The sequence below is a fragment of the Streptomyces sp. NPDC030991 genome (genome assembly GCF_055571235.1).
Genome location: NZ_JBVIFR010000008.1, coordinates 101416 through 124188 on the forward strand (window position 1 = coordinate 101416; position 22773 = coordinate 124188).

Genomic DNA, 22773 nt, shown 5'->3' on the forward strand with positions numbered 1-22773 from the left:
CGCCCGACATGCACACCGTTGTGGAACGCGAACTCGAGCTGAAACTGGTGCTGTCGCCCGAGCGGAGCATCCCCGTGCCGGCCCGCCTCACCTACCGGACCGACGACCCGTACGCCGTCCACATCATGTTCCATCTCGGCTCGGACCACCCGGTCCACTGGACGTTCGCCCGCGAGCTGCTCGTGGAGGGGGTGTTCCGGCCCAGCGGGCACGGGGACGTGCGGGTGTGGCCGGCGAAGACGGACGGGCGCAATGTCGTCCTGATGGCGCTGACCTCGCCGGACGGCGACGCGCTCCTCGAAGCGCCCGCCGCGCCCGTCTCGGCCTGGCTGGAGCGGACGCTGCGGAAGGTTCCGCCGGGCTCTGAGGGCGAGCAGCTCGGCATCGACGACGGCCTCGCCGAGCTGCTCGCCACGTCCCCGGCCGACGGCCTCTACCCGCGCGACCCGTGGCCGTCGGACGAGTCGTCGTCCGACGAGCGGTGAGGCCCCGGCGGTCGCGGGGGCACGGTCAGAAGAGTTTGCCCGGGTTGAGCAGGCCGAGCGGGTCGAAGGTCGCCTTGACCGCCCGCTGTACGTCGACGCCGACCGGGCCGAGCTCGCGCGCCAGCCACTCCTTCTTCAGGACGCCCACGCCGTGCTCGCCGGTGATGGTGCCGCCGAGCTCCAGGCCGAGCGCCATGATCTCGTCGAAGGACTCGCGGGCGCGGCGGCCCTCGTCGGCGTCCTGGGCGTCGAAGCAGACGGTGGGGTGCGTGTTGCCGTCGCCGGCGTGTGCGCAGACCCCGATGGTGAGGGCGTACTTCTGGGCGATCCGTTCGACGCCTTCCAGGAGTTCGCCGAGTCTCGAACGCGGCACGCACACGTCGTCGATCATCGTGGTGCCCTTGACCGCTTCGAGCGCGGTGAGGGACAACCGCCGTGCCTGGAGCAGCAGTTCGGACTCGGCGGCGTCCTCGGCGGGCACGACCTGGGTGGCGCCCGCGGCCTCGCACAGGGCGCCGACCGCGGCGAGGTCCTGGGCCGGGTCCGGGGTGTCGAAGGCGGCGAGGAGGAGAGCCTCCGTGGTCTCGGGCAGACCCATGTGCGCCATGGCGTTGACCGCCTTGACGGTCGTACGGTCCATCAGCTCCAGGAGCGAGGGGACGTGGCCGTCCTCCATGATCCGGCAGACGGCGTCGCAGGCCGCCGCGGAGGACTCGAACTCGGCTGCCAGGACGAGCTGTCGGGGCGGTTTCGGCTTCAGGGCGAGCGTCGCCCGGACCACGATGCCGAGACTGCCCTCCGAACCGACGAAGAGACGGGTCAGGTCGTAGCCCGCGACGCCCTTCGCGGTGCGCCGCCCGGTGGACAGCAGGCGGCCGTCGGCGAGGACGACGTCGAGGCCGAGCACGTACTCCGCGGTGACCCCGTACTTCACGCAGCACAGGCCGCCGGATGCGGTGCCGATGTTGCCGCCGATGGTGCACATCTCCCAACTCGACGGGTCCGGCGGGTAGTACAGGCCGTGGTCGTCGACGGCGCGGGAGAGGGTGGCGTTGATGACGCCCGGTTCGACGACGGCGATCCGGTCGACCGGGCTGATCTCCAGGATGCCGTCCATCTTGACGAGCGAGAGCACGATGCAGCCGTCGGTGGCGTTGGCGGCGCCCGACAGTCCCGTGCGGGCGCCCTGGGGGACGACGGGGACGCGCAGCGCCGTGGCGGTGCGCATGACGTGCTGGACCTGTTCGACGGTGCGGGGCAGCACGACGACGGCGGGGCTGCCCGCGTCGCAGAAGCTCGCCATGTCGTGGGCGTAGGAGGCGGTGACGTCAGGGTCGGTGACGAGCGCCTCGGCGGGCAGCCCGTCGCCCAGCAGATCGATGAGAGTGCGGCTCATGATCACAGCCTGGCACCCGGGGCCATCGGTGTGAACCCGCCGGCGGGGTCGGACCCGGGCCGGAATGGCGCCCGGATGCGTACTTCGCACGGCCGCACAGTGAGCGTCATGGAGCACTCCATGGCGTTCCCGGAGCCGCCCGAATTCTCTGAGGACGCGGCGTGGCCCGGCATGCCGCCCGCCTTCACCGCGCCGCGCCGCCGCTCCCGCGCTCTGCGGCGGGCGTTCGTCGTGGTGGTCACCGGGTGCGTGCTCCTCGGCGGCGTGCTCCTCCTGCGGCCGGACGACCGCGCCGCGCAGGGTCCGCCCGCGCCGCCGGGGCCCGCCGGGCGGGCGGCGATCGCGGCCGCCGCCGGGGCGCCCGCCGCGCTGCCCGATCTGACCGTGCTGATCGGCGAGCGGGAGGCCGCACTGCGCCGGGCCCCTCGGTCGGGCCGGGCGGACCGGACGTGGGCGGCGCTCGGAGCCGCCTACGTGGAGCGCGGTACGCGTACCGCCGACTCGGCGTACTACCTCAAGGCCGAGCGGGCCCTGCGCAGTTCGCTGGAGGTACGCCCGCGGGGGAACGTGGCGGCGCTGGACGGCCTCGCCGGGCTGGCCGCCGCGCGGGGCGACTGGCGCGGCGCCCGCGGCTGGGGCAAGGCCGCGGTGCGGCTGGCGCCACGGCGCTGGCCCGCGTATGCCGCGCTGGTCGACGCCTACCTGGGGCTCGGCGACCCCAAGGCGGCCGCGCGGAACCTGGAGAAGCTGTCCGGGCTCGCGTCAGGGACGGCGGTGTCGCTGCGCACCGCGGCCGTGTACCGGGACCGGGGTCGGCGGGAGGACGCCGCCGCGGTGCTCGCCGACGCGGCCGCCCGGGCCGGCACACCCACCGAGCGGGCCGCGCTGCTGCACCGCGCGGGTGAACTGGCCTGGGAGCGCGGCGAACCGGCCGACGCCCTGCGCCACTTCGACGCGGCGCTCGCCGCTGACCCCCGCTTCCCCGCCGCGCTCGCGGGCCGGGGCCGGGCCCTCGCCTCGCTGGGCCGGGCGCCGGAGGCGTCGCTGGCGTACCACCGGGCCCTCGCCGAGCGTCCTGCCCCCGAATACGCCCTGGAATTGGGCGAGTTGTACGAGTCGATGCGCCGGGCGGGGGCGGCCCGCGCGCAGTACGCCGCGGTGCGGGCCCGCGCGGCGGCGCAGGGGGCGCACGGGGTGGACGACGCGCTCGTGCTCGGCCGGTACGAGGCCGATCACGGGGACCCGGCGGCCGCGGTACGGCGGCTCCGCACGGAGTGGCAGCGGGCGCCCGGCGTCGAGGCGGCGGACGCGCTGGGCTGGGCGCTGCACCGGGCCGGCGACGACACCGGGGCGATCGGGCTGCTGCGGCGGGCCACGGACCGGCAGGGAGGCGGGACGCTGCGCAGCGCCCTGACGATGTATCACCGGGGCGCGGCGGAGCGCCGGTTGGGGCTGTACGGGGCGGCGCGGCGGCACCTCGGCGAGGCTCTGCGCATCAACCCGGCGTTCTCCCCGCTGCTCGCTCCACGGGCCCGGCAGGCACTGGCCTCGCTCGGGGAGCCGCCCGGGGGCGGGCCCGCGCAGATGTGGCCACCCCGCCCGAAGCCGCCCGCCCCGGCGCCCAAGCCGACAGCGCCCGCCCAGGCGGCCAAGCCGCCGGTACCCGCCCCGACGGCCAAGCCTGCGGCGCGGGTCCCGGCGGCTGAGCGGCGTTGAGCTCGCGCGGGTCCCGCGCCCCTAGGGCGTGTCTGACAATTCGCGTCTGCCCCGCGGCGCCTGGCACGCCCTAGGTCAGCGCCGTGCCGATCATCCCGTTCCGTGTGACCAGCGCGGCCAGTTCCGGCTCGGTCAGCGCCTCCGTGCCCTCGGGGCGCCGCGGCAGGACCATGTACCGGGTCTCGGCGCTGGAGTCCCACACGGTGACGCGTACATCCTTCGGCAGCGTCACTCCGAACTCGGCCAGCACGCTGCGCGGATCCCGCACCACGCGCGAGCGGTACGCCTCGCTCTTGTACCAGCCCGGCGAAGGGCCGAGCAGCCGCAGCGGGTAGCAGGAGCACAGGGTGCACACGATGACGTTGTGCACGGACTCCGTGTTCTCGGCGACCCGCAGGCGCTGGTGCTGGACTCCCCCGGCGGCGAACCCGAGTTCGCCGACGGCGGCCGTGCCGTCGGCGAGCAGCCGCGCCTTGAAGGCGGGGTCGGTCCAGGCCCGCGCCACCACCTTCGCGCCGTTCACCGGGGAGGCGTCGGCCAGGAACCCGTCGATGACCTCGTCGACGGTGTCCCCGCCGACGATGCCCTTGTCCTCCAACATCGTTTCCAGCAGGCGTACTTGGCGGGAGATCACCGCGTCGTCGTGGTCACCGGACATCGTGCGCGTCAGCCTTCCGCAGGTAACTCTCGGACAGGTCGAGGACCACTTCGTGATCGCCCTCGCCCCACAACTCCCGCGCCGCGAACCGCACCGCGTAGATCATGACGAGGGGCGCGTCGTCGCGGCCCCCCGCGCGTACGTCGGCGAGCGGCGTCTCGCCCTCCGGCTCGACGACGACGCCGAGCTTGCCGCGGGCGTAGCGCGGCAGCCGGGTGTGGTGCGGCGGGTCGTGGCGGTAGGTGCGGACCAGGTCCCCTGGCGCGTAGGCGGGTTCAGGCATCGTTCAGCGCCCCTTCCGCGATCACGCCTTTGCGCTCCAGGAGCGTACGGATCGCATGGAACCAGCGCTCGTAGTACGAAGCCGCGAGGTACTCGGCCGGCGGCATCGTCTCGATGGCGTCCCGGAACTCGTCGAGGTTGAAGACCTTCTTGACGAGCAGCGCGCGCTGGAGGGCGAAGACGCGCGCCTCCCAGTCCGCGTGGAAGGGTTCGGCGTCATCGCTGGTGTCGATGGCACCGAACCCTGTCGTGCCGCCTACGTCGTTCATCCTGGCCATGCGGTCAGATTAAGTGACGGGCGACCGTCCGCCTAAAGGTTTCCGCGCTTCTCCTGCTCCCGCTCGATCGCCTCGAAGAGGGCCTTGAAGTTGCCCTTGCCGAAGCCCATCGAGCCGTGCCGTTCGATCATCTCGAAGAAGACCGTCGGCCGGTCCTGGACCGGCTTGGTGAAGATCTGCAGCAGATAGCCGTCCTCGTCGCGGTCGACGAGGATCTTCAGCTCGCGCAGGGTCTCGACGGGGACACGGGTCTCCCCGGCCCACTCGCCGAGCGTGTCGTAGTAGGAGTCCGGGGTGGAGAGGAACTGGACGCCGGCCGCGCGCATGGCGCGTACGGAGGCGACGATGTCGTTCGTGGCGAGCGCGATGTGCTGGACGCCCGCGCCGCCGTAGAACTCCAGGTACTCGTCGATCTGGGACTTCTTCTTGGCGACGGCCGGCTCGTTGATCGGGAACTTGACCTTCAGCGTGCCGTCCGCGACGACCTTCGACATCAGCGCGCTGTACTCGGTCGCGATGTCGTCGCCGACGAACTCCTTCATGTTCGTGAAGCCCATGACCTTGTTGTAGAACGCCACCCACTCGTTCATCCGGCCGAGTTCGACGTTGCCGACGCAGTGGTCGATGGCCTGGAAGGTGCGCTTGGCGGGCGGCTCGACGATCGGGTCCGCGGGCGCGAAGCCGGGCAGGTACGGGCCGTCGTAACCGGAGCGCTCGACCAGGGTGTGGCGGGTCCTGCCGTACGTCGCGATGGCCGCGAGCACGACCGTGCCGTGCTCGTCCTTCACCTCGTACGGCTCCTGGACGCCGCGGGCGCCGTGCTCGACGGCGTACGCGTACGCGGCGCGCGCGTCCGGCACCTCGATGGCGAGGTCGACGACGCCGTCACCGTGCGCGGCGACGTGGTCGGCGAGGAAGTGGCCCCACTCGGAGGACGCCTTGATGACGGAGGTGAACACGAAACGGGCGGAGCCGTTGGTCAGGACGTACGAAGCGGTCTCGCGGCTGCCGTTCTCCGGTCCGGAGTAGGCGACGAGCTTCATGCCGAAGGCGGTGGAGTAGAAGTGCGCGGCCTGTTTGGCGTTGCCCACGGCGAAGACGACCGCGTCCATTCCCTTCACCGGGAAGGGGTCGGCCTGCCGGGCGGTGTCGGGAGCGTTCTGCGAGGACGAGTGTGTGGTCTGCGTCATGTGGGGAGGCTCCCGCCGTTCGGCAAGGTGCGCAACAGTTCGCGTATCGGCTGGGCAATCTGTTCAGGGAGCCGCCGGTTCCGGCAGACTGATTGCACAGGATGACCACCCCGGAGGCGCACATGCCGATCGATCATCTCGACGGGCGGCTGATCGTCCTGCTCGCCCGGGAGCCGCGGATCGGGGTGCTGGAGATGTCACGGCGGCTCGGGGTCGCGCGCGGCACCGTGCAGGCCCGCCTGGACCGGCTCACCTCCAGCGGGGTCATCCGCGGTTTCGGCCCGCAGGTGGACCCGGCGGCGCTCGGCTATCCGGTCACGGCGTTCGCCACGCTGCAGATCCGGCAGGGGCAGGGAGCCGACGTCAGAGCGCATCTGGACGGTGTCCCCGAGGTCCTGGAGCTGCACACGACGACCGGAAGCGGCGACATGCTGTGCCGGCTCGTGGCCCGCTCGAACGCGGATCTCCAGCGGGTGATCGACCTGGTCGTCGGCTTCGACGGCATCGTCCGGGCCTCCACGGCGATCGTCATGGAGAACCCCGTTCCGCTGCGGATCATCCCGCTGGTGGAACAGGCGTCGGGAGATACCTGATCGGCCGCATCCGCCGGGGCGCGGGGCTCGGCCCCGGCGGCCGGGGCGCGGGCTCAGCTCTGCCCGCCGGGGCGCGGGCTCAGCAGGACGGTACGGAGCCGGAATCCTTCTCCAGGTCCGTCAGCGCGGTGACCGCGCCCTTGAGCGTGGAGACCGGGATCAGCCGCATCGACTTCGGCGCCGACGCCTTGGCGTCCGCGCACTCCGCCTTCGGTACGAGGAAGACGGTGGCGCCGTCCCGGTCGGCGGCCTGCACCTTGAGCGAGACCCCGCCGACCGCGCCGACCTTGCCGTCGTCGTCGATGGTGCCGGTACCCGCGATCGACTTCCCGCCGGTCAGCTCCCCGCCGCTGCCGTCGCCGTCGAGCAGGTCGATGATGCCGAGCGAGAAGAGCAGGCCCGCGCTGGGCCCGCCGACATCGCCGAGCTGCAAGGTGACCCTGACGCCGTCCGTCTCCCGGCCCTCGTCGCCGAGGTAGCCCAGGGCGGCCTCGGTGGCGGCGTCCTGGGACCCCTTCATCTCCTTCTTGTTGTGCCGCTCGATCTCCTTGGTGGAGTCCCCCGCCGGGTAGACGGAGTCGCGCGGCATGATCGCGCGGTCATCGGCGAACCACCCGTCGAGCACGTCACCGAAGTGCACAGGGGCGTCGGGCCCGGTCGCCACGATGGTCACCGCCCGGAGCTTCCCGCTCGTGTCCCGGGTGGGAGCACCGGAGACCTCGATGACGGGCTTGCCGTCGTCGTCGCCGAGAACGTTCGTGGTGGGCCCTGGCTGCGCCACCGAGAACGGCAACGGGGCGAACCCCGCCACAGCGAGCAGCGCGACGACCGGAAGCGCGCACAGGATGAGGGCAGCGGGGCGGCTGAGGCGGTTGAACACGGGTTCAATCTAACGCGCCCGGGGTCCAGGGCGTGGGCCGCGTCTTCGCCCCGGGGGCCGAGCCAGCGAGGACCGCCGCCTGAGACGGCGCACGAAGTGCGCCTCTCAAGGGGCGCGGGGAACTGCGCGACCAGCCCCCACGGCCCCGCAGCCGCGGACGACGCAACGGCGATACGGCGCTACGGCGCTACGGGCACACCGGATGCGACGACAGGCCGATATACCCCGGGCCCGCCCAAAACCGGCCCCGCGCGGCTAGCGCAACGCGTCGGCGACCTCCCGCGCCGCATCCATCACCCGAGGCCCGACCCGCTCCGGCACGGCATCGGCCAGCATCACGACCCCGACGCTCCCCTCAAGACCGGTCACCCCGAGCAGCGGCGCCGCCGCGCCACTCGCCCCCGCCTCCAGCTCGCCGTGCGTCAGCGTGTACCCGGGCTCGGGCAGCACGCCCCGCCGCGAGGCGAGGATGGCGCGGCCCGCGGCCCCCCTGTCGAGGGGGTGCCGGAACCCGGTGCGGTACGCGACGTGGTAATCCGTCCAGGTCGGCTCGACGACGGCCACGGCCAGCGCCTCGGAACCGTCCACGAGCGTCAGATGCGCGGTCGCCCCGATGTCCTCGGCGAGCGAGCGCAGCGCGGGCAGCGCGGCCTCACGCACCAGCGGATGGACCTGCCGGCCGAGGCGCAGCACCCCGAGCCCGACCCGGGCGCGGCCACCCAGGTCACGGCGTACGAGCGCGTGCTGCTCCAGCGTGGCGAGCAGTCGGTAGACGACGGTGCGGTTGACGCCGAGCTTGTTGGAGAGCTCGGTCACGGTCAGCCCGTGGTCGGTGTCGGCGAGCAGTTTGAGGACGCGCAGTCCCCGGTCGAGCGTCTGGGAGGTCTCCGCGGTCACGACGCCCACTCCTTATTAGTGAGGGTCGGCGGTCTCCTACGCGGCGGTTGTCGCCGCCTGTCCCTTGGGCGACGCGCGTCAGAGCCGCCGGTCGGTGATCAGGCGCTGGGCTGCATACGACTGTCTTCGTGCGTACCGGCTGCGCTCCGCGGCGGCGCTGCCACGGGGCGTGTGCGTTGCCGGGAATGTAGCGAGGTCGTCCCGCTGAGCGGAAGACTCCGTCCAGAATCCGGGCAGCCCGAAGCCTGAGTTATTCGCGATTGCCCGCACTTGATCCCCATGTCACTTCATGCGGGTGGCCCACTCCTGCACCTTGGCGATGCGCTGCCGCAACTGCCCCGCGGTCGCCTCGGCGCTCGGCGGCCCGCCGCACACGCGCCGCAGTTCGGTGTGGAGCACACCGTGCGGCTTGCCGCTCTGATGGACGTACGCGCCGACCAGGGTGTTGAGCTGCTTGCGCAGTTCCATCATCTCCTTGTGGGAGACGACGGGCCGCCGCTCGGCGGGCAGTTCGAGCAGATCGGCCTCGTTGTCGGGCTTCTTGCGGCTGTGGGCGATCTGCCGCGCCTGCCGCTTCTGGAGGAGCAGCTGCACCTGGTCGGGTTCGAGGAGGCCCGGGATGCCGAGGTAGTCCTGCTCCTCCTCGCTCCCCGGGCGGGCCTGCATACCGAACTCGGCGCCGTCGTAGAGGACCCGGTCGAAGACGGCCTCGGACTCCAGCGCCTCGAAGGAGAACTGCTCCTGCTCGCCGGTGTCCTCGTCCTCCTGCTTGTTCGCCTCGTCCATCTCCTTCTCGGACTCGGCGTAGGGGTCCTCCTCCCCTTCCTTCTTCGGCTTGTCGAGCACGTGGTCGCGCTCGACCTCCATCTCGTTGGCGAAGCCGAGCAGGTCGGGGACGGTGGGCAGGAAGACGGAGGCGGTCTCGCCGCGCCGCCGGGACCGTACGAAACGCCCTACGGCCTGCGCGAAGAACAGCGGCGTCGAGATCGTGGTGGCGTACACGCCCACGGCGAGGCGGGGGACGTCGACGCCCTCGGACACCATCCGCACGGCGACCATCCAGCGGTCGTCGCTCGCCGCGAAGTCGTCGATCCGCTTGGAGGCGCCGGTGTCGTCGGAGAGTACGAGCGTCGCCTTGCTGCCGGTGATCTCCCGGATCAGCTTCGCGTACGCGCGCGCCGAGTCCTGGTCGGAGGCGATGACGAGGGCGCCCGCGTCCGGGATGCCCTTCCTGACCTCGGTCAGCCGGGCGTCGGCGGCGCGCAGCACGCTGGGCATCCACTCGCCGCGCGGGTCGAGGGCGGTCCGCCAGGCCTGGCTGACGGCGTCCTTGGTCATCGGTTCGCCGAGCCGCGCGGCGATCTCGTCACCGGCCTTGGTCCGCCAGCGCATGTTGCCGCTGTAGGAGAGGAAGATGACGGGCCGCACGACGCCGTCGCCGAGCGCGCTCCCGTAGCCGTACGTGTAGTCGGCGGAGGACCGCCGGATGCCGTCCCGCCCCTCCTCGTACTGGACGAAGGGGATCGGGTTGGTGTCGGAGCGGAACGGCGTACCGGTGAGGGCGAGCCGGCGGGTGGCCGGCTCGAACGCCTCCAGGCATGCCTCGCCCCAGGACTTGCTGTCACCGGCGTGGTGGATCTCGTCGAGGATGACGAGGGTCTTGCGCTGCTCGCTGCGGTTGCGGTGCAGCATGGGCCGCACGCCGACACCGGCGTACGTCACGGCGACGCCGTGGTACTCCCTGCTGAGCGGCCCCGCGCTGTACTCCGGGTCCAGCTTGATCCCTATGCGGGCGGCCGCCTCGGCCCACTGCTTCTTCAGGTGCTCGGTCGGCGCGACCACGGTCACCTGCTGCACGACGTGATGGTGCAGCAGCCACGACGCGAGGGTGAGCGCGAAGGTGGTCTTCCCGGCCCCCGGGGTGGCGACCGCGAGGAAGTCGCGCGGCTGCTCCTGGAGGTACCTCTCCATCGCCCCTTCCTGCCAGGCCCGCAGCTTGTTGGCGGTGCCCCAGGGGGCGCGGCCGGGGAAGGCGGGGGAAAGGTGGTGGGACGAGGAGTTGGTGGCGGCGGTGGTAGTCACGGTCTCCGGTTACTTGAGATCGACGGCACGGCTACGTATGACGACACGGCTACGTATGACAACCGGGCCACCCTACCGGTGCCGAGGTTGACCGACCCGACGGACGAGGCCGGGTGAGCGCCGGGTGGGACGCGCGTCACAGATCAACTGGCGTCGGCTCACGGGGAGTCGCGGGGAGGTCACTCGCGGAGGCCATGCCTCGGGTGTCCCGTAGGCCCCCCGGGTGCCCGGGCGGCCGCGCCTCGGGTGTTCCGGATGCCGCGCGCCTCGGGTGTCCCGGATGCCGAGCCTCGGCGTCCCGCCCGCACCCGGTCGGCCGGAGCTCACTCCCCGACGGCCGGCTGAGCTCACTCCCCGACGGCCTGCTGAGCCGGTTCCCCGGAGGGCCCGCGCAGCCGTGTCCCCACCCAGGCCCCGACGAGGGCGACCGCCGCCATCGGCAGGAACACGGCGACGAAGGCGGCGGGGTGCGAGCCGCCCGCCCCGTCGGAGACCCCGTGCCCCACCGCTCCCCCGCCGAGGGCGGCGAAGGCGGCCCCGCCGGCGGCGAGCAGGACGACGTTCGCGAGCCCGTCGGAGATCTGCAGGGCGGCGGAGTTCGTCCCGGCCTCCTCGGGAGCGGAGAGCTGGAGGAGGAGCACGCTGGTGGAGGAGATGACGAGCCCCATCCCCAGGCACCCGAACCCCCACGCGACGGCCACCGTCCACACCGGCACGGCCTCGATCAGTACGCTCGGGGCGGCCGCGATGGCGGCGGCGACGAGCACCATGCCTGCGGCGACGAGCCGCTCCCGGTGCGGTTCGAACCGGGGCCGGGACTGCATCCACGACCCGAGCGCCCACGTGGCACCACCCCCGGCCAGCGAGAACCCGGCGAGCGTCGGCGACAGTCCGCGCTGGGTGACCAGCATCAGCGGCACGAACGACTCGGCCGCGATGAACGACCCCGCCGCGACCCCGCGCAGCAACACCACCGACGGCAGCCCGCGTACGGCCCGGTACGTGCCGCGGGGCAGCAGCCCGAGCACGGACGGCACGAGCAGTGCGGCGCCCACGGCCCCGGGCACGAGGGCGAGGGGCCGCAGGTCCTGGGCGGCGTACTGGAGCAGCCCGGCGCCGAGCGAGATCCCGAACGCGAGGCGGATCCGGCGTCGGTCGAGGGCCCCGCCGGTGGCGCCCGGGACGGGCCCGGCGGCCCGCCGCCGGATCTGCGGCAGCGCGAGTCCCAACGGGAGCAGGACGAGCACCGGTATCCCCAGGAACACCCAGCGCCATCCGAGGTGCTCGGTCACGGCGCCGGCCGCGAGCGGCCCCACGATCGACGGCACGACCCAGCTCGCCGCGAACGCCGCCATGATGGCGGGCCGCAGCCGCGGCGGATAGGCCCGGCTGACGACGACGTACAACGCCACGATGACCAGCCCCCCGCCGAGCCCCTGCACAGCCCGCCCGGCGACGAAGAGCCACATGGACCCCGCGGTCCCGGCGACCAGCAGCCCGGCGGCGAAGGCCCCGATCCCGGCCCCGAGCGCCCCGAGCGGTCCTCGCCGGTCGGCCCACTGCCCGGCGAGGACCATGCCGAAGAGGCTGGTGGTGAAGTACCCGGAGAAGGCGAAGGCGTACAGCGAGACCCCGTCCAACTCCCGCGCGGCGACGGGCATCGCGGTCCCTACGGCGGTGGCCTCGAAGGCGATCAGCAGAACAACGGTGACGACGCCGACGCTGAGCGCGCGATAGGTACGCCCGAGGACGCCTTCGATGTCGGCGAGCGCGGCGAGTCCCGGACCGGAAACCACGCCCGGCCCGGCTTCTATGTCGTCTTCGAGGGCGGCCATGCGGATCAGAGTAAGGGGCGTAGGGCGACCTGGCCCCTGTCGGGAGACGGGGGCCGACTGGTCCCTTGGTCGTACGCCCGCGCGCGACCGACCCGACCCGACCCGACCCGCCCGACCCGGATCATGAACGCCGTATGGCAGTCGCGTTGCGGAGGCCCCGAAACCCTTGAGGGGCGCGGGACGGCCCCCTACGGTCGTCACAACAGCAAGCAAGAACAAGCTTGGCCGTGTGCCCGAGTGGTTTAGGGATTCGCCTGCAAAGCGAAGCACACCGGTTCGATTCCGGTCACGGCCTCTGGCAGCCCAACGGCGCTGGGCTGCACGTTCACGAAGGGGCGTCCCGCCAGCGCGGAACGCCCCTTCGGCGTTGTCATCAGCCGGCCAGGATTACGCCCCCGCCGATAACAATCACGGCGAACACAACAAACGCCAGCCCGAAGACCAGCAACTTCCCGACGGAGGGGGCGGGCTGGTACGTGCCGGTCGGCAACCCGGACTCTCGCGTCTTCGCAGACTCAGGTACGCCCACGCCCGGTTTCCTCTCTCGCTACGGCACATGCCGCTTCACCGTACGTCTCAGGCCGACCGGCAACCCGTTCGCCCCCTCCACGGGCGGCTCCGCCCAATCCTGCGGCTGCACTGCGACTGACGCCCGGACGGACTCTGTGTGGCCGCGTCAACGAGGGCCATCGGGAGCGCCCGTCCCGGCACCGCGTCGAACTCGCCCTGGCAACCCGCCTGTCCGCCCGGAATCTGACGGGCTCAGACCTATGAGATCGCCACCTCACGCTGTGATCTTGGTAGTGCGATTGCTAGCTTGATCCGGCATCAAAAGGTCGCGAAAGCAACCGGACACACGGGGACGCGCGGGGGAAGGTACTCATCCATGGCATGGGACGAGTGGGAACAGCTGAAGACCGAAGCCGCCGGACGCCAGTCAACTCGGATGAGGCTGAACCAGGCCGACGGCGGGAGCTCGCAGAACGGCGCTCCGACACTCCCTGGCAAGACGGGTGACCTCGAGGTCAGTGACGCCGACCTGTCCAAGATCGGCAGTCACGCCAACACGCTCTACGACAACCTGTGGGATCAGGCCCGCGTCGCCGACGCCAGCAGTAGCAAAGCGGCCGGCAACCTGCTGGGCCAAGGTTTCTCTCTGGGTTCCGGCCTGCAGCACGTAGCAGATCGATGGGAAGAGCAACTGAAGTCCCTGATGGACGCCTGCGCCCACATCTCGAACCACATGCAGGTCACGAAGAAGGTTCACGCCGGGGACGAGCACTACATCCAGCGTCAGATGAGCAGCATCGACACCCTCGACCAAGGCTTCGACGAGCGCGTAGGAGCGCCGGGCAAACCGAACCCCGTGTACTACGGGAAGCCGGACGAGAAGAAGAAGGACCACTGATGAACTTCGACGATCTCCTCGGCGCCGATTTCAAGCCGCTGGACGACGCCGTCGAGGACTGGGGCACCCTCGTCGGCAATCTGGCGAAGCTCAAGAAGAGTGCCGAAGACGGACTGCACCAGGCTGCCAACAAGGCTGACTGGTCGGGGCTCAACTCCCAGGTGTCCAAGGAGTTCGTCGGTAAGACCGCGGGGGAGTTCGTCGACGCCCACACCCAGTCCAGGACGATCCACAGCATCCTCGACGACACCCGGGGCGAGCTGAAGAGCTACCAGAAGCAACTCGAGGAGGCCGTGGAACGCGGCCGGAAGAAGCACATCAAGGTCATCGGTCACGAAGGCGGCTTCACGGTCACCACGGACATCCCACCGGAGGCCCGCGCTCACGCGGACAAGGACAACCAGGGCGACATCAACGCCCTGCGCGACGACATCCAGAAGATCCTGGAAAAAGCCTCCGAAAGCGACAGCTCCGCGAGCAAGGTCCTCAAGGCGCTCGTCGACCAGACCGAGATGGGCTTCTCGGACGCGACGTACAAGAACCGGGACGACGCGGCCGCGGCCATCAAGGAAGCCGAGGACCTGGCCGAGCTTGCCAGGAAGAACCCCGAGGACCTCACGGTCAAGGACTTCGACCGCATCAATGCCGGGCTGAAGAAGTACAAGAACGACGACCTGTTCTCGGAACGGTTCGCGACCGCCCTCGGCCCGAAGAAGACCATGGAGTTCTGGGCCGGGATCAACAATCCCGGCGTGAACTGGGATATCGGACACGACCGTCGCGACCAACTCGACGACCTCCAGCGCAACTTGGGCATGACGCTCGCCCGTGCCTCCCAGAGCGACACGACCGCGATGGACAACTGGCGGCGCAACGTCATCGACCTGGGGGACAAGCCTTTTTACGGCGCCAAGGGCGGCCCTATGGGCTTCCAAGTCATGAGCAACCTGATGCGGACTGGTGACTACGAGGACCAGTTCATGAAGGACTACGGCACCAAGCTGATGGCCACAGAGCGCAAGCTCACAAGCAATGCGTGGCAGCACATGGGTGGTGATCAATATCTGAACAGGATCGGGGACGACAGCGGGTCAGACCCGCTCACGGGGTACTTGAAGGGTCTGTCCAACAGCCCCGCTGCGGCCACAGATTTCTTCGACGAGACCTACGTTTCCAAGAACGATCCCGACAACCCGTACGAATGGGATTCCGACGACGAGAACACATACAAAGGGAAGAAGGAACTGTCCAACTTTCAGTACCTCTTCGAGGAGCGGGACTGGCCCAAGGAGATCGATTCCCACGGGGATGAGATTTATACCGGTAAGAACAATATGGCCTTGGCTCTGGAGGCCGCGGCGACCGGTCACCCAGCTGGCGAGTTCCCCACCCTCGACACACCCGCCCACACCAGGGCCCAGGCACGACTGGTAGAGAGCCTCGTCTCATCCATTTCCGAGGATCCGGAACGGCTCAGCAAGAACAGCTACATGTCGGACAGCATGGGGCAGATCTCCGCCGAATACATGCCGGACATTCACCGCGGCCTGCATGCAGGCAGTAGCGGTGAAGAGGAACTGTTCCCCAATGCTGGTAGCACAGCAGACCTGCGTGAGAAAGATATCTCCAGATTCCTCTACACAGTGGGTCGAAACCCCGAGGGATATGCGGCGGTGAACCTGGGGCAAGCCAGCTATACGACTCAACTAATGCAGTACCGTTTCCAGCATCCGGAAGCCTACGCCGCCGACTCTCACTACCCGGCCGAACAGCGTTTGCAGCAAGGCGCCAACGACATTGCCCGGACGGCCGGCAACATTGAAGGATTGATCGGCGGGGGGCGCGCATTCGAGGGTGAGCTGGAAGGTGGCGCCAAGGATGCTGATTACAATGCAGCTATCAAAAGCGCCGGAACCTGGGGCGGCAGCATTGTCGGAATCGGGGTCGGCCTAGGAACCGCGCCGATCGGCGGGCCCGGCGCCGCCGTGGCAGGGGGACTTGCCGGAACAGCAGCCAGTGAAATTATCGGCTCGATCACCGAGGGGTCCATGAAAGACAGTTCCGGCGATGTTATCTATAGCAACGGAACGAACATCGAAGGCACCAGGGACTCTGCTTACAGCATGGTCGAAGAGGCCGCAAAGAAAGCTGGCCAGAACTCCGGCCACAGGTACCCCTTGATCGAGGCCTCGGTGGCCGAGAATGCGAAAACAGGGTTTGATGACGCCGGCCAGAATGTGCATGACTACATCGACGGCGAAGGAAAAGCCAAGGAACTCGACACGGAAGACTAGGCGTTGAAGCCCACCCGAACCAAGATCCTGACCACTGCCGGCGTTTCCCTTGTAGTCATCGTCGCGGCGCTCATGTACACGTTTGACCTGCCCCCCTTCGAAGAGAAGGCAGGCGAGATCAAGTCAGCCGATGTCTGCACATCGCTGGGATCTCCCTCACATGCGACTACCCTACTGAGCAAAGTCCTGCCGGAGAAATCCACGTATGAGTTTGATGATTCCGTTTCCGGGGGCGTAAACAGCTCCGGCCTGAGCTACAGAGCCTCCTGCCTGGTCAAAGGCGACAGCGAAAAGATCGCTCTCGCGACAAGTTCGCGGTCGATGCCGTACGAACCGCCTGCGGGTTGGCTGACGTGGGTGAAGTCAACGGCACTGAGCGACTCCTCCGTCCACTCGCTGTCCCCTTTTTCTGCAGGCGATAAATCCGTGGCCTCCGACCATTATGCGGCTATGTTCATCCCATGTCTGTCCAAGACGAAGGGCCACCCGCAGTACAACATCAGCCTCACCGTTGAACTTGGGCGGAAGGCCGATAATTCAACACGCGCAGACCTCATTGATCTGGCTCAGAGCGCGGCCTCATACGCGCATGAAAAAGCTGCGTGCGACATCCCTTTGCGACTCGCCCAAGCCTGATCGTCACCCAGGGCTGAGTATTGAGCCCTTCAGATCAGCCGATAGATGGGTTGCCGTCGTCCCCGCGGAGGCGCCTCGTACGCGCCGTGCTGCACTTCTTCAGGTCGGCCTCGGTATCGGCGCGGTCACCGTGGTGGCTGCGGCCGCGCCCGGGGCCGCCAGATCCACCTGCGCGCCATGCTGCGATTCCGGAACGGGTCGGCTCGGCTGAGCCGGCGCTGCGGCAGCACCCGCCAACACGCGTCCTACGGAGCCAACCACCCATATCAGCGTGGCCGTCGACCTCAGGGTTGCGGGTAGCGCCAGCCGCGCCAAGTCACGCGCCGACCTGATCGGTCTCGCGAAGAACGCCTCCAAATTCGCCCACCCTAAGGCCCGTCACCGCGGCGCCTTGCCGACGCTCGTAATCAGCCCCGTCGGCCGTGTCAGACCTCGTAGTCAGGCCAATTGGCCTTGGTAACCGGGGGGATCGAACCCGGAAGATTGGTGTCATTCTCGCAGCCCGCCTGCTTGGCCACATCGGCGGCAAGCTGAAGGAGGGCATCCAGCCCCACTTCACGCGCCTCAAGTGCTGAGAGTTCGGTCCCCTTCATCGGGCGCGCCAGAACATCGACCTTGACGTACTTGTCCCGCTTCATATATGCGGGCGTGCCTGTCGGGAAATTCGGCAGGCATTCAAAGAAAACAGTACCCTGCTTCGGAAATCCGTTCCAGCACGGCTCGACAGGGGCCCTGAGTGCAGCGTCCTCGCCCTCACCTGAGCGCGCCGACCACAGATAAACACCCGCCCCCATGAGCGCAAGTATGACGATGACGCTCAGCACTGTCGCCCTGTTAGACATTCTTCCGACGCTCATGTCTTCCCTGCACGATCACGACAGGCCGCACATGCACCATCGCCATCCATCACTTAAACCTATAACGCGGGAGGCCCGGCTGGAAAGTACGCGACTCCTTGCACTCCCCTTCCCTATAAGCGTATTTGGTAAGTTCATACGCGAAATCAGTGAGGGCCTCGCGCAACTCAGTCCCTTGAACTCGGCTCTTACCGACGACCCGAGCTTCGGTCACCACCGCGTAAGACTGACTCGCGGTCCCCACACCACGAGGCGTGCACGGGACGTACACCGACGCGAACCCGGGAAGCGAGAGCGCGCGGATATCGCCGGCGGAAACTTCACTGATGTTGCCTTCGCGCTTCTTCTCGTAGTAATCAATCCAACTCGTCGGTATTGAATCACGCAACCGCGCTTCTCCGGACACGATCGAGTCACCGCTCGTGTTCACCCGGCAACCAACGAAGAGCTGTTCGCCAGTCCCGCTCGCAGTCAGCTGATCGTCTGCAGACCGCACATCGGGGAGGACGCGCGAAGCTACATACCGACTCACCGCTCCTTTACAAACCTGCTCCGGAAGTCGCTCAAGTCCTCGCGTAAAAACCTGTTGATAACCAAATATGCCGCCGCCGACCAGCACGCAGGCAAGCGCACATATCGAGAGGATTTTTACGCTTCTATTCATCCCGAATCTTCTGTGATCCTGCTATGCACTGGGGCGTTTCTTGACGTCTTCCATGATTCCGTCGCTGTCACGCCATCCCCGATTTACCTCTTGGCTGACAAAATTCTTCGTCGCATCTTTGGGCATATCGACATGATGACGCTTCAGTGCCTCAGCGTCTAAACAGTCGGTCCTCAGTCCCTCGGCGCCCGCGGATCGTTCGTGGGTTGCCAACTGTCGTACGTCGGTTGCTGATATGCGGCGTTGGGCTGCTGTCCGGCGTGCGGCTGCTGCCCCGCATAGGGTGAGGAGCTCACCGGGTGAGCGAAGGCATTCGTGGCGTGCCGACGGCGTCCGGCGATCACGACAGCGACAACCCCAGCGATGACGACGACAGCGACGCCGATGCCAAGCCACAGCAGCATGTTGCTGTTGTCGCCCTTATCGGCAACGGCCGATGTGGCTGGGCTCGCATCATCCGTGGACTCGGCACCCGCACCCTTCGAAACGTCTGGAGTCGGCGCCTTGGCGGCGGCCGGGAAGTCCGACATGGGGAACTTATCGGCCGGGCCGGGGTCCCCCGGGTCGGTCAGGGCGATGCGTGGGCGGACAGCCCCATAGCCGATGAAGTCACTGCGTTTGCCGTCGTCGTCCTTGACGCCGCCGATGGTGTTGAGGATGACCCGGAGTACTTGGTTATTGGTCCAGTCGGGGTGCTTGGACCAGATCAAGGCCGCGCTTGCTGAGGCCAGCGCGGTGGCGTCACTGGTGCCGTGGCTCTTGCAGTAGCCGGTTTTGCCGCCGCAGGCATGGACGATGTCCTTGCCCGGCGCTGCGATGTCGACCTGCGGACCGAATTCGGACTCGCTCGTGCGGCGTCCGTTCTTGTCGATGGCCGCTACTCCTACGACACCCGGCGTCGCCGCGGGATACTGGACGAGGTTGGTTGTGTTGCCGTCATTGCCCACGCCGGCGAAGATCAACGAACCTTTTTCCAACGCGTATTTCACAGCAGTCGTCAACTCCGGCGTGCCCTCCGGTGCCGCCTGGGAGATATTGATGACCTTCGCGTCATGATCGGCTGCGAACTTGATGGCCTTCGCCATGGCCCTGAACAGGTTCGCGTCGGCCGCGGCCTGGTTATTGGCCTTCTCCGCATCGGGCAAGCGGATCGGGAGTACCTTCACGCCCGGGGCGAGTCCGTAGGCTCCCTGGCCCGCGTTGCCGGTGCCGGTTCCTGCGATCATTCCGGCGATACCGGTGCCATGGCCGTCGTAGTCCGTGTGTTCGTCACCGCTGAGCCCCGTGGAGAGATCCTCTCCGGGCAGTACCTGCCCTTGCAGGTCCGGGTGATCGGCTTTGACACCGGTGTCGATCACGGCAACCGTGACACCTTTGCCGGTGCTCGTCCTCCACATCTGGTCCGCCTTCATGGCGTCCAGATGCCACTGCTGGGCACGGAACGATTCGGCGTACGCGGGCCCCACGGCTGCCGTACCCACCAACAGCAGGCCGATGGCTGCCGAGGCTGCCGCGCCGAAGGTTCCGCGGCGGATGCTGTTGGTGGGCATGGGTTACCTCTCGCCGTTCTTGGTCTCGTCCGCCACGACGGGGGGCACATTACGGTGTTCGCCCGGCTGCCATGTCGCTTCGTCTTCTGTCACATAATCAGGGCGCTCGCCCGCCGGGTCCTCTTCTCGCCTGCCGGGTCGCGAGCTGGTGGGTGCCGCCCCGCCACGACCCGCTGCCCCCGTCCCGGGGCCGCGTTCCTCGCCCGCCGCACCAGGTGCCCCCGCGGCACGGACCAGTCCTGACCCGCCGGGGCTGAATGACCGGGTATTGGCTCGCTGCTGTTGGCTCGGCTTGCCGCCCACCACTCCCTTGTCACCCGTAGCACCGGCGGAGATCCGTCCGGACGCGGTTCCGCGCGGAGTGGAACCCGTCGTGGCCGGTCTGCCGCCGACCCCACCCTGGATCGGGCTCGACGAACTGCGGGCACCCGACGTACCACGTGCAGCGCCCGCCCCCTCGCCCCCCATGACAGTGCCGCGCGGCACGCCGGTCGCGGCTTTCCCCGTCACCGGCTGCGGGCGCCCTCCCGTCACGCCGCTCTGGGAGGGTGTGCGGCCCGTTGCCTGGTTACCTGCCCTGCCTGCACCTGGCGTTGAGCCGCCCGAGCGGCCCGTGCCCGTCGCAGACTGGCCAGGCATGCCGTTGTTGATGGGACGGCCCGCTGGGCTTGCGGTGGACGGGCCGGAGGGGCGAGCCGCGGTTCCGTTCGACACGGGTCCGGCTCCGGGCCGTCCTGTTACGGGACTGGTACCTCGTGCCGTAGGAGAGGGAGTACCGGTGATGCCGTACGCCAGTGGCGGCACCCCTGGAGCCGAGGGCCCCGTCCCCGCAGGGCCGGTCGGACCGGTGGCGCTCGGCGAGGTGCCGGTCGTTGTCTGCGTCGCCGGGGGGAGAGTGCCGACCGAGTCGACGTCCATCCGTGCAGGCATGTCGGACACGACAGAGCCGACAGGGGTGGCAGGGGTGGCAGGGCTGTCGGGAGCTACGACGCCCGGGCGCTCGACTACAGACGGCCGCGACTCTTCCGCTCCAGAGCGAGCAACACCTGTGTCCGTGGTGCCAGCTCGGGACGAAGTCGCGTTGCGGGGGGCCGCACTGCTCGCCGTCCAAACTGTCCCACCGCTCCGGCCGGTGCTCAGATCCTCGCTGCCGTAGACCTCCCGGGCGTTCGGGTCCTGGATAGCAGTCGGTGGGGGCGGAAACTTCAGCAGGTCCGGCTTCCGCGCCGCCGCCATTTGGGAGGAAGTAAGGGAGTAGGCCTGACCCAGTTTGTCCATCGCGTCGGCGGTCTGCTGCCGGACCGCCATGTTCTTGGACAGGATCGACTGCGCATCCGGGTCATTGTGAGCGGAGCGAGCGGCGTCGATGTTGGCGTCGACATTCTTGTTGCGCGGGACCGAGGTCTTCGCCGTGCTGATCGCCTGTGCCGCGTGGCCGAGCCACTTCGACGAGTCCTGGCTGTAGTCGCCCAAGGCCACGGTCGCGTTGGCCAGCTTGCCTGCCCATTGCCGGAAGGAGTCGGCGCCCTCACCCTTCCATTTGACCCACTGCGGACGGATTTTGAGCTCGTCGGCAATGCTGTGGATCTCCTTGGCCACGGCCGCGAGCTTGTCCGCTGCCGCCTGTACCGTGCCGGCGTCCGCGGCATCGAGCCACGCCAGCATCTGCTCGTGCGTCATACCGTCGAAAGTCGTCTTCTTCTGCCCGGCCATCAGTACCCAGACTCCTGTCCGCCGCCGCCCTCTGCCGTCCCGGACCCGTGCGCACCGGAGGTTGCGGACGCCTTGGTCTGGGGGTGCTCCGGCACGTAGTCACCCCCGTAATGGTGCTTGGTCTCCGCGCTGATCGCCGCCATGCGCCGACGCACGTCCATGTCCACGTTCTCGTAGCCCTTGTGCGACGCCATGACAGCGATGCCCATGGCCTCTATCGAGTCCGAGAGGAGCTTGGAGAGGTTCTCCAAGTCTGCGATGACCGTGTCGTACTGGGAGAACACGCCGTGCGCCTCGTGCCAGCCCTGGTGGCCGCCGCCGAACTTTGTGCGCTCCAGGGCCTCTTGGCCCACCTTCGCCGGTCCGGCCGGTGATCCCTGCAAGTCCTTGATCAGCTGATCCACCCGCTGCTGGAACTTCGTGAACGATTCCAGCTCCGTGACGATGTCTCCGGCCGCGTCCTTCGCCGCCTCGACCACGTTGAACGCCCAGCCGCCGAGGCCCCCCGAGCCGTTCTTGTCGTCCGCCATCGCGTGCGTCCCTCCCGTTCCCCCGTGAGCATGCCTTTACAGCACGTAAGTCGAATGACAACTTTAGCCACCCGCACTGACAGTTCACAGGCGCCTCAGTGCAGAGGCGATTCACATCACGTCACAGGTTGACACGGTTCGGTCGCAGCTCCGAAGCTCACCGGGGCCCGAAGGTCCGGGGCCTGGGGTCGCCCGAACCGGGGCCCTTGTCCGAGACGTTGACGAGAATCAGGGGACGACGCGTGACCGTCATGGCGTACATGCTGCTGGGCGCTGCCGTGGTGTTCGGTGTGCTGGGTGCAGTGAACCAGGAGTGGCTTCGGGGGCGGTTTCCCGGTGGGCGGGGGCGGTCCGCGGGGGCTTCCTCGGGCTGGCGGCGGGTGTTGTTCCTGATCATCGCCGTGGTCGCCGCCTATCAGGGATACAAGGGGCTCCGGCTCGTGGACGAGACGTCCTGGAGCGCCGGCGAACTCCGGCAGTCCGTGCGGCAGGCCGCCTCCGCGTTGGAGGAGGAGTCGCGCCCCGGCGATCCCGACGACGACTATTCGCTGCTGATCAGGGATGAAGTGGTCGAGGCGGGTGAGGGGCTGGGGCCGGCCCTCCATGTCGACGTCGAAGCAGTCGGCGGGAGTTCCTACCAGGTGACGGCCACCGGTGCCGGGGACGGCTACTGCATGCACGTATCGCAGTCCGAAGCCGAGCAGGGCGGCTTCCTGGTGCCCGGCGCGGGCGATCAGGGGCCGACCCGCGTTCCCGAGTACAAGCTCTCCGCCCGAGTCGGCCAGGGCGCGTGCTGAAAGCAGGGCTCGGGTGTATGGGACGGGGAGCC

Annotated in this window: 20 protein-coding genes and 1 tRNA gene; 8 read left to right on the forward strand and 13 right to left on the reverse strand. The window is 68.8% G+C overall.

Annotated features, from left to right (window positions below; all coding sequences use genetic code 11):
* The first annotated feature begins 8 nt into the window (after positions 1-8).
* Positions 9-485 carry an SsgA family sporulation/cell division regulator gene (locus ACZ45E_RS17215; RefSeq protein ID WP_468221660.1) on the forward strand — a complete coding sequence of 159 codons (477 nt, stop codon included), beginning with the start codon at positions 9-11 and terminating at the stop codon, positions 483-485.
* Between the two features lie 25 nt (positions 486-510).
* On the opposite strand, the gene ACZ45E_RS17220 is transcribed toward ACZ45E_RS17215, so the two are convergent.
* Entirely contained in the window at positions 511-1881 is a 1371-nt protein-coding gene (locus ACZ45E_RS17220; protein ID WP_468221662.1) for an FAD-binding oxidoreductase, read from the reverse strand.
* Positions 1882-1989: 108 nt separating this feature from the next.
* Here ACZ45E_RS17220 and ACZ45E_RS17225 point away from each other — a divergent pair, with 108 nt between their 5' ends.
* Positions 1990-3597: a tetratricopeptide repeat protein gene (locus ACZ45E_RS17225; protein ID WP_468221664.1), complete on the forward strand. Its 1608-nt coding sequence runs from the start codon at positions 1990-1992 to the stop codon at positions 3595-3597.
* 70 nt (positions 3598-3667) lie between these two features.
* On the opposite strand, the gene nthA is transcribed toward ACZ45E_RS17225, so the two are convergent.
* From nthA to hppD, 4 genes are read right to left on the reverse strand one after another with little or no spacing between them, the layout of a single operon-like run.
* Positions 3668-4255, reverse strand: a complete 588-nt coding sequence (gene nthA / locus ACZ45E_RS17230; RefSeq protein ID WP_468221665.1) for a nitrile hydratase subunit alpha — start codon at positions 4253-4255, stop codon at positions 3668-3670.
* A complete protein-coding gene (locus tag ACZ45E_RS17235) occupies positions 4245-4538 on the reverse strand; it encodes an SH3-like domain-containing protein (RefSeq protein WP_468221666.1) in 294 nt (97 codons plus the stop codon). The genes nthA and ACZ45E_RS17235 overlap by 11 nt, the downstream gene beginning before the upstream one ends.
* Positions 4531-4815 (reverse strand): hypothetical protein, encoded by a 285-nt coding sequence (locus ACZ45E_RS17240; protein ID WP_468221667.1) that lies wholly within the window; start codon positions 4813-4815, stop codon positions 4531-4533. The genes ACZ45E_RS17235 and ACZ45E_RS17240 overlap by 8 nt, the downstream gene beginning before the upstream one ends.
* A 32-nt stretch (positions 4816-4847) precedes the next feature.
* A complete protein-coding gene (gene hppD, locus ACZ45E_RS17245) occupies positions 4848-6005 on the reverse strand; it encodes a 4-hydroxyphenylpyruvate dioxygenase (protein WP_468221668.1) in 1158 nt (385 codons plus the stop codon).
* 122 nt (positions 6006-6127) lie between these two features.
* Between hppD and ACZ45E_RS17250 the strand changes: the two genes are divergently transcribed.
* On the forward strand, positions 6128-6598 hold the full coding sequence (locus tag ACZ45E_RS17250) for an Lrp/AsnC family transcriptional regulator (RefSeq protein ID WP_468221669.1): 471 nt from the start codon (positions 6128-6130) through the stop codon (positions 6596-6598).
* 79 nt (positions 6599-6677) lie between these two features.
* On the opposite strand, the gene ACZ45E_RS17255 is transcribed toward ACZ45E_RS17250, so the two are convergent.
* The 4 genes from ACZ45E_RS17255 to ACZ45E_RS17270 all read right to left on the reverse strand — a co-directional run bounded on the left by ACZ45E_RS17255 (position 6678) and on the right by ACZ45E_RS17270 (position 12292).
* Entirely contained in the window at positions 6678-7478 is an 801-nt protein-coding gene (locus tag ACZ45E_RS17255) for a S16 family serine protease (RefSeq protein WP_468221671.1), read from the reverse strand.
* A gap of 255 nt (positions 7479-7733) precedes the next feature.
* A complete protein-coding gene (locus tag ACZ45E_RS17260) occupies positions 7734-8375 on the reverse strand; it encodes an IclR family transcriptional regulator (protein WP_398202586.1) in 642 nt (213 codons plus the stop codon).
* 282 nt (positions 8376-8657) lie between these two features.
* On the reverse strand, positions 8658-10457 hold the full coding sequence (locus ACZ45E_RS17265; protein ID WP_468221672.1) for a DEAD/DEAH box helicase: 1800 nt from the start codon (positions 10455-10457) through the stop codon (positions 8658-8660).
* A 347-nt stretch (positions 10458-10804) separates the two neighbouring features.
* On the reverse strand, positions 10805-12292 hold the full coding sequence (locus ACZ45E_RS17270) for an MFS transporter (protein WP_468221674.1): 1488 nt from the start codon (positions 12290-12292) through the stop codon (positions 10805-10807).
* 223 nt (positions 12293-12515) lie between these two features.
* Here ACZ45E_RS17270 and ACZ45E_RS17275 point away from each other — a divergent pair.
* From ACZ45E_RS17275 to ACZ45E_RS17290, 4 genes are all read left to right on the forward strand, one after another.
* A tRNA-Cys gene (locus ACZ45E_RS17275) sits at positions 12516-12587 on the forward strand.
* Between the two features lie 591 nt (positions 12588-13178).
* Positions 13179-13700, forward strand: coding sequence for a hypothetical protein (locus ACZ45E_RS17280; protein WP_468221675.1), 522 nt, complete (start codon positions 13179-13181; stop codon positions 13698-13700).
* On the forward strand, positions 13700-15994 hold the full coding sequence (locus tag ACZ45E_RS17285) for a hypothetical protein (RefSeq protein ID WP_468221676.1): 2295 nt from the start codon (positions 13700-13702) through the stop codon (positions 15992-15994). The genes ACZ45E_RS17280 and ACZ45E_RS17285 overlap by 1 nt, the downstream gene beginning before the upstream one ends.
* Before the next feature lie 3 nt (positions 15995-15997).
* Complete coding sequence (locus tag ACZ45E_RS17290) at positions 15998-16630, forward strand: hypothetical protein (RefSeq protein WP_468221678.1); 633 nt, start codon at positions 15998-16000, stop codon at positions 16628-16630.
* Positions 16631-17055: 425 nt separating this feature from the next.
* Here ACZ45E_RS17290 and ACZ45E_RS17295 read toward each other — a convergent pair whose 3' ends face one another.
* From ACZ45E_RS17295 to ACZ45E_RS17310, 4 genes are all read right to left on the reverse strand, one after another.
* On the reverse strand, positions 17056-17454 hold the full coding sequence (locus ACZ45E_RS17295) for a hypothetical protein (RefSeq protein WP_468221679.1): 399 nt from the start codon (positions 17452-17454) through the stop codon (positions 17056-17058).
* 82 nt (positions 17455-17536) lie between these two features.
* Complete coding sequence (locus ACZ45E_RS17300; RefSeq protein WP_468221681.1) at positions 17537-18151, reverse strand: hypothetical protein; 615 nt, start codon at positions 18149-18151, stop codon at positions 17537-17539.
* Between the two features lie 173 nt (positions 18152-18324).
* Positions 18325-19701, reverse strand: a complete 1377-nt coding sequence (gene mycP / locus ACZ45E_RS17305) for a type VII secretion-associated serine protease mycosin (RefSeq protein ID WP_468221682.1) — start codon at positions 19699-19701, stop codon at positions 18325-18327.
* A gap of 1712 nt (positions 19702-21413) precedes the next feature.
* Positions 21414-21944, reverse strand: coding sequence for a hypothetical protein (locus ACZ45E_RS17310; RefSeq protein WP_468221684.1), 531 nt, complete (start codon positions 21942-21944; stop codon positions 21414-21416).
* Positions 21945-22186: 242 nt separating this feature from the next.
* On the opposite strand from ACZ45E_RS17310, the gene ACZ45E_RS17315 reads away from it, so the two are divergent.
* The gene (locus ACZ45E_RS17315) at positions 22187-22741 is read left to right on the forward strand and encodes a hypothetical protein (protein ID WP_468221685.1); all 555 of its coding nucleotides are present in this window, start codon (positions 22187-22189) and stop codon (positions 22739-22741) included.
* Positions 22742-22773 lie beyond the last annotated feature (32 nt).

What these genes read in the sequence shown, in the direction of transcription:
- ACZ45E_RS17215 (WP_468221660.1), top strand. Translation starts at nt 9, where the DNA reads ATGCACACCGTTGTGGAACGCGAACTCGAGCTGAAACTGGTGCTGTCG.
- ACZ45E_RS17220 (WP_468221662.1), bottom strand. Translation starts at nt 1,881, where the DNA reads ATGAGCCGCACTCTCATCGATCTGCTGGGCGACGGGCTGCCCGCCGAG.
- ACZ45E_RS17225 (WP_468221664.1), top strand. Translation starts at nt 1,990, where the DNA reads ATGGAGCACTCCATGGCGTTCCCGGAGCCGCCCGAATTCTCTGAGGAC.
- nthA (WP_468221665.1), bottom strand. Translation starts at nt 4,255, where the DNA reads ATGTCCGGTGACCACGACGACGCGGTGATCTCCCGCCAAGTACGCCTG.
- ACZ45E_RS17235 (WP_468221666.1), bottom strand. Translation starts at nt 4,538, where the DNA reads ATGCCTGAACCCGCCTACGCGCCAGGGGACCTGGTCCGCACCTACCGC.
- ACZ45E_RS17240 (WP_468221667.1), bottom strand. Translation starts at nt 4,815, where the DNA reads ATGGCCAGGATGAACGACGTAGGCGGCACGACAGGGTTCGGTGCCATC.
- hppD (WP_468221668.1), bottom strand. Translation starts at nt 6,005, where the DNA reads ATGACGCAGACCACACACTCGTCCTCGCAGAACGCTCCCGACACCGCC.
- ACZ45E_RS17250 (WP_468221669.1), top strand. Translation starts at nt 6,128, where the DNA reads ATGCCGATCGATCATCTCGACGGGCGGCTGATCGTCCTGCTCGCCCGG.
- ACZ45E_RS17270 (WP_468221674.1), bottom strand. Translation starts at nt 12,292, where the DNA reads ATGGCCGCCCTCGAAGACGACATAGAAGCCGGGCCGGGCGTGGTTTCC.
- ACZ45E_RS17280 (WP_468221675.1), top strand. Translation starts at nt 13,179, where the DNA reads ATGGCATGGGACGAGTGGGAACAGCTGAAGACCGAAGCCGCCGGACGC.
- ACZ45E_RS17285 (WP_468221676.1), top strand. Translation starts at nt 13,700, where the DNA reads ATGAACTTCGACGATCTCCTCGGCGCCGATTTCAAGCCGCTGGACGAC.
- ACZ45E_RS17300 (WP_468221681.1), bottom strand. Translation starts at nt 18,151, where the DNA reads ATGAATAGAAGCGTAAAAATCCTCTCGATATGTGCGCTTGCCTGCGTG.
- mycP (WP_468221682.1), bottom strand. Translation starts at nt 19,701, where the DNA reads ATGCCCACCAACAGCATCCGCCGCGGAACCTTCGGCGCGGCAGCCTCG.
- ACZ45E_RS17310 (WP_468221684.1), bottom strand. Translation starts at nt 21,944, where the DNA reads ATGGCGGACGACAAGAACGGCTCGGGGGGCCTCGGCGGCTGGGCGTTC.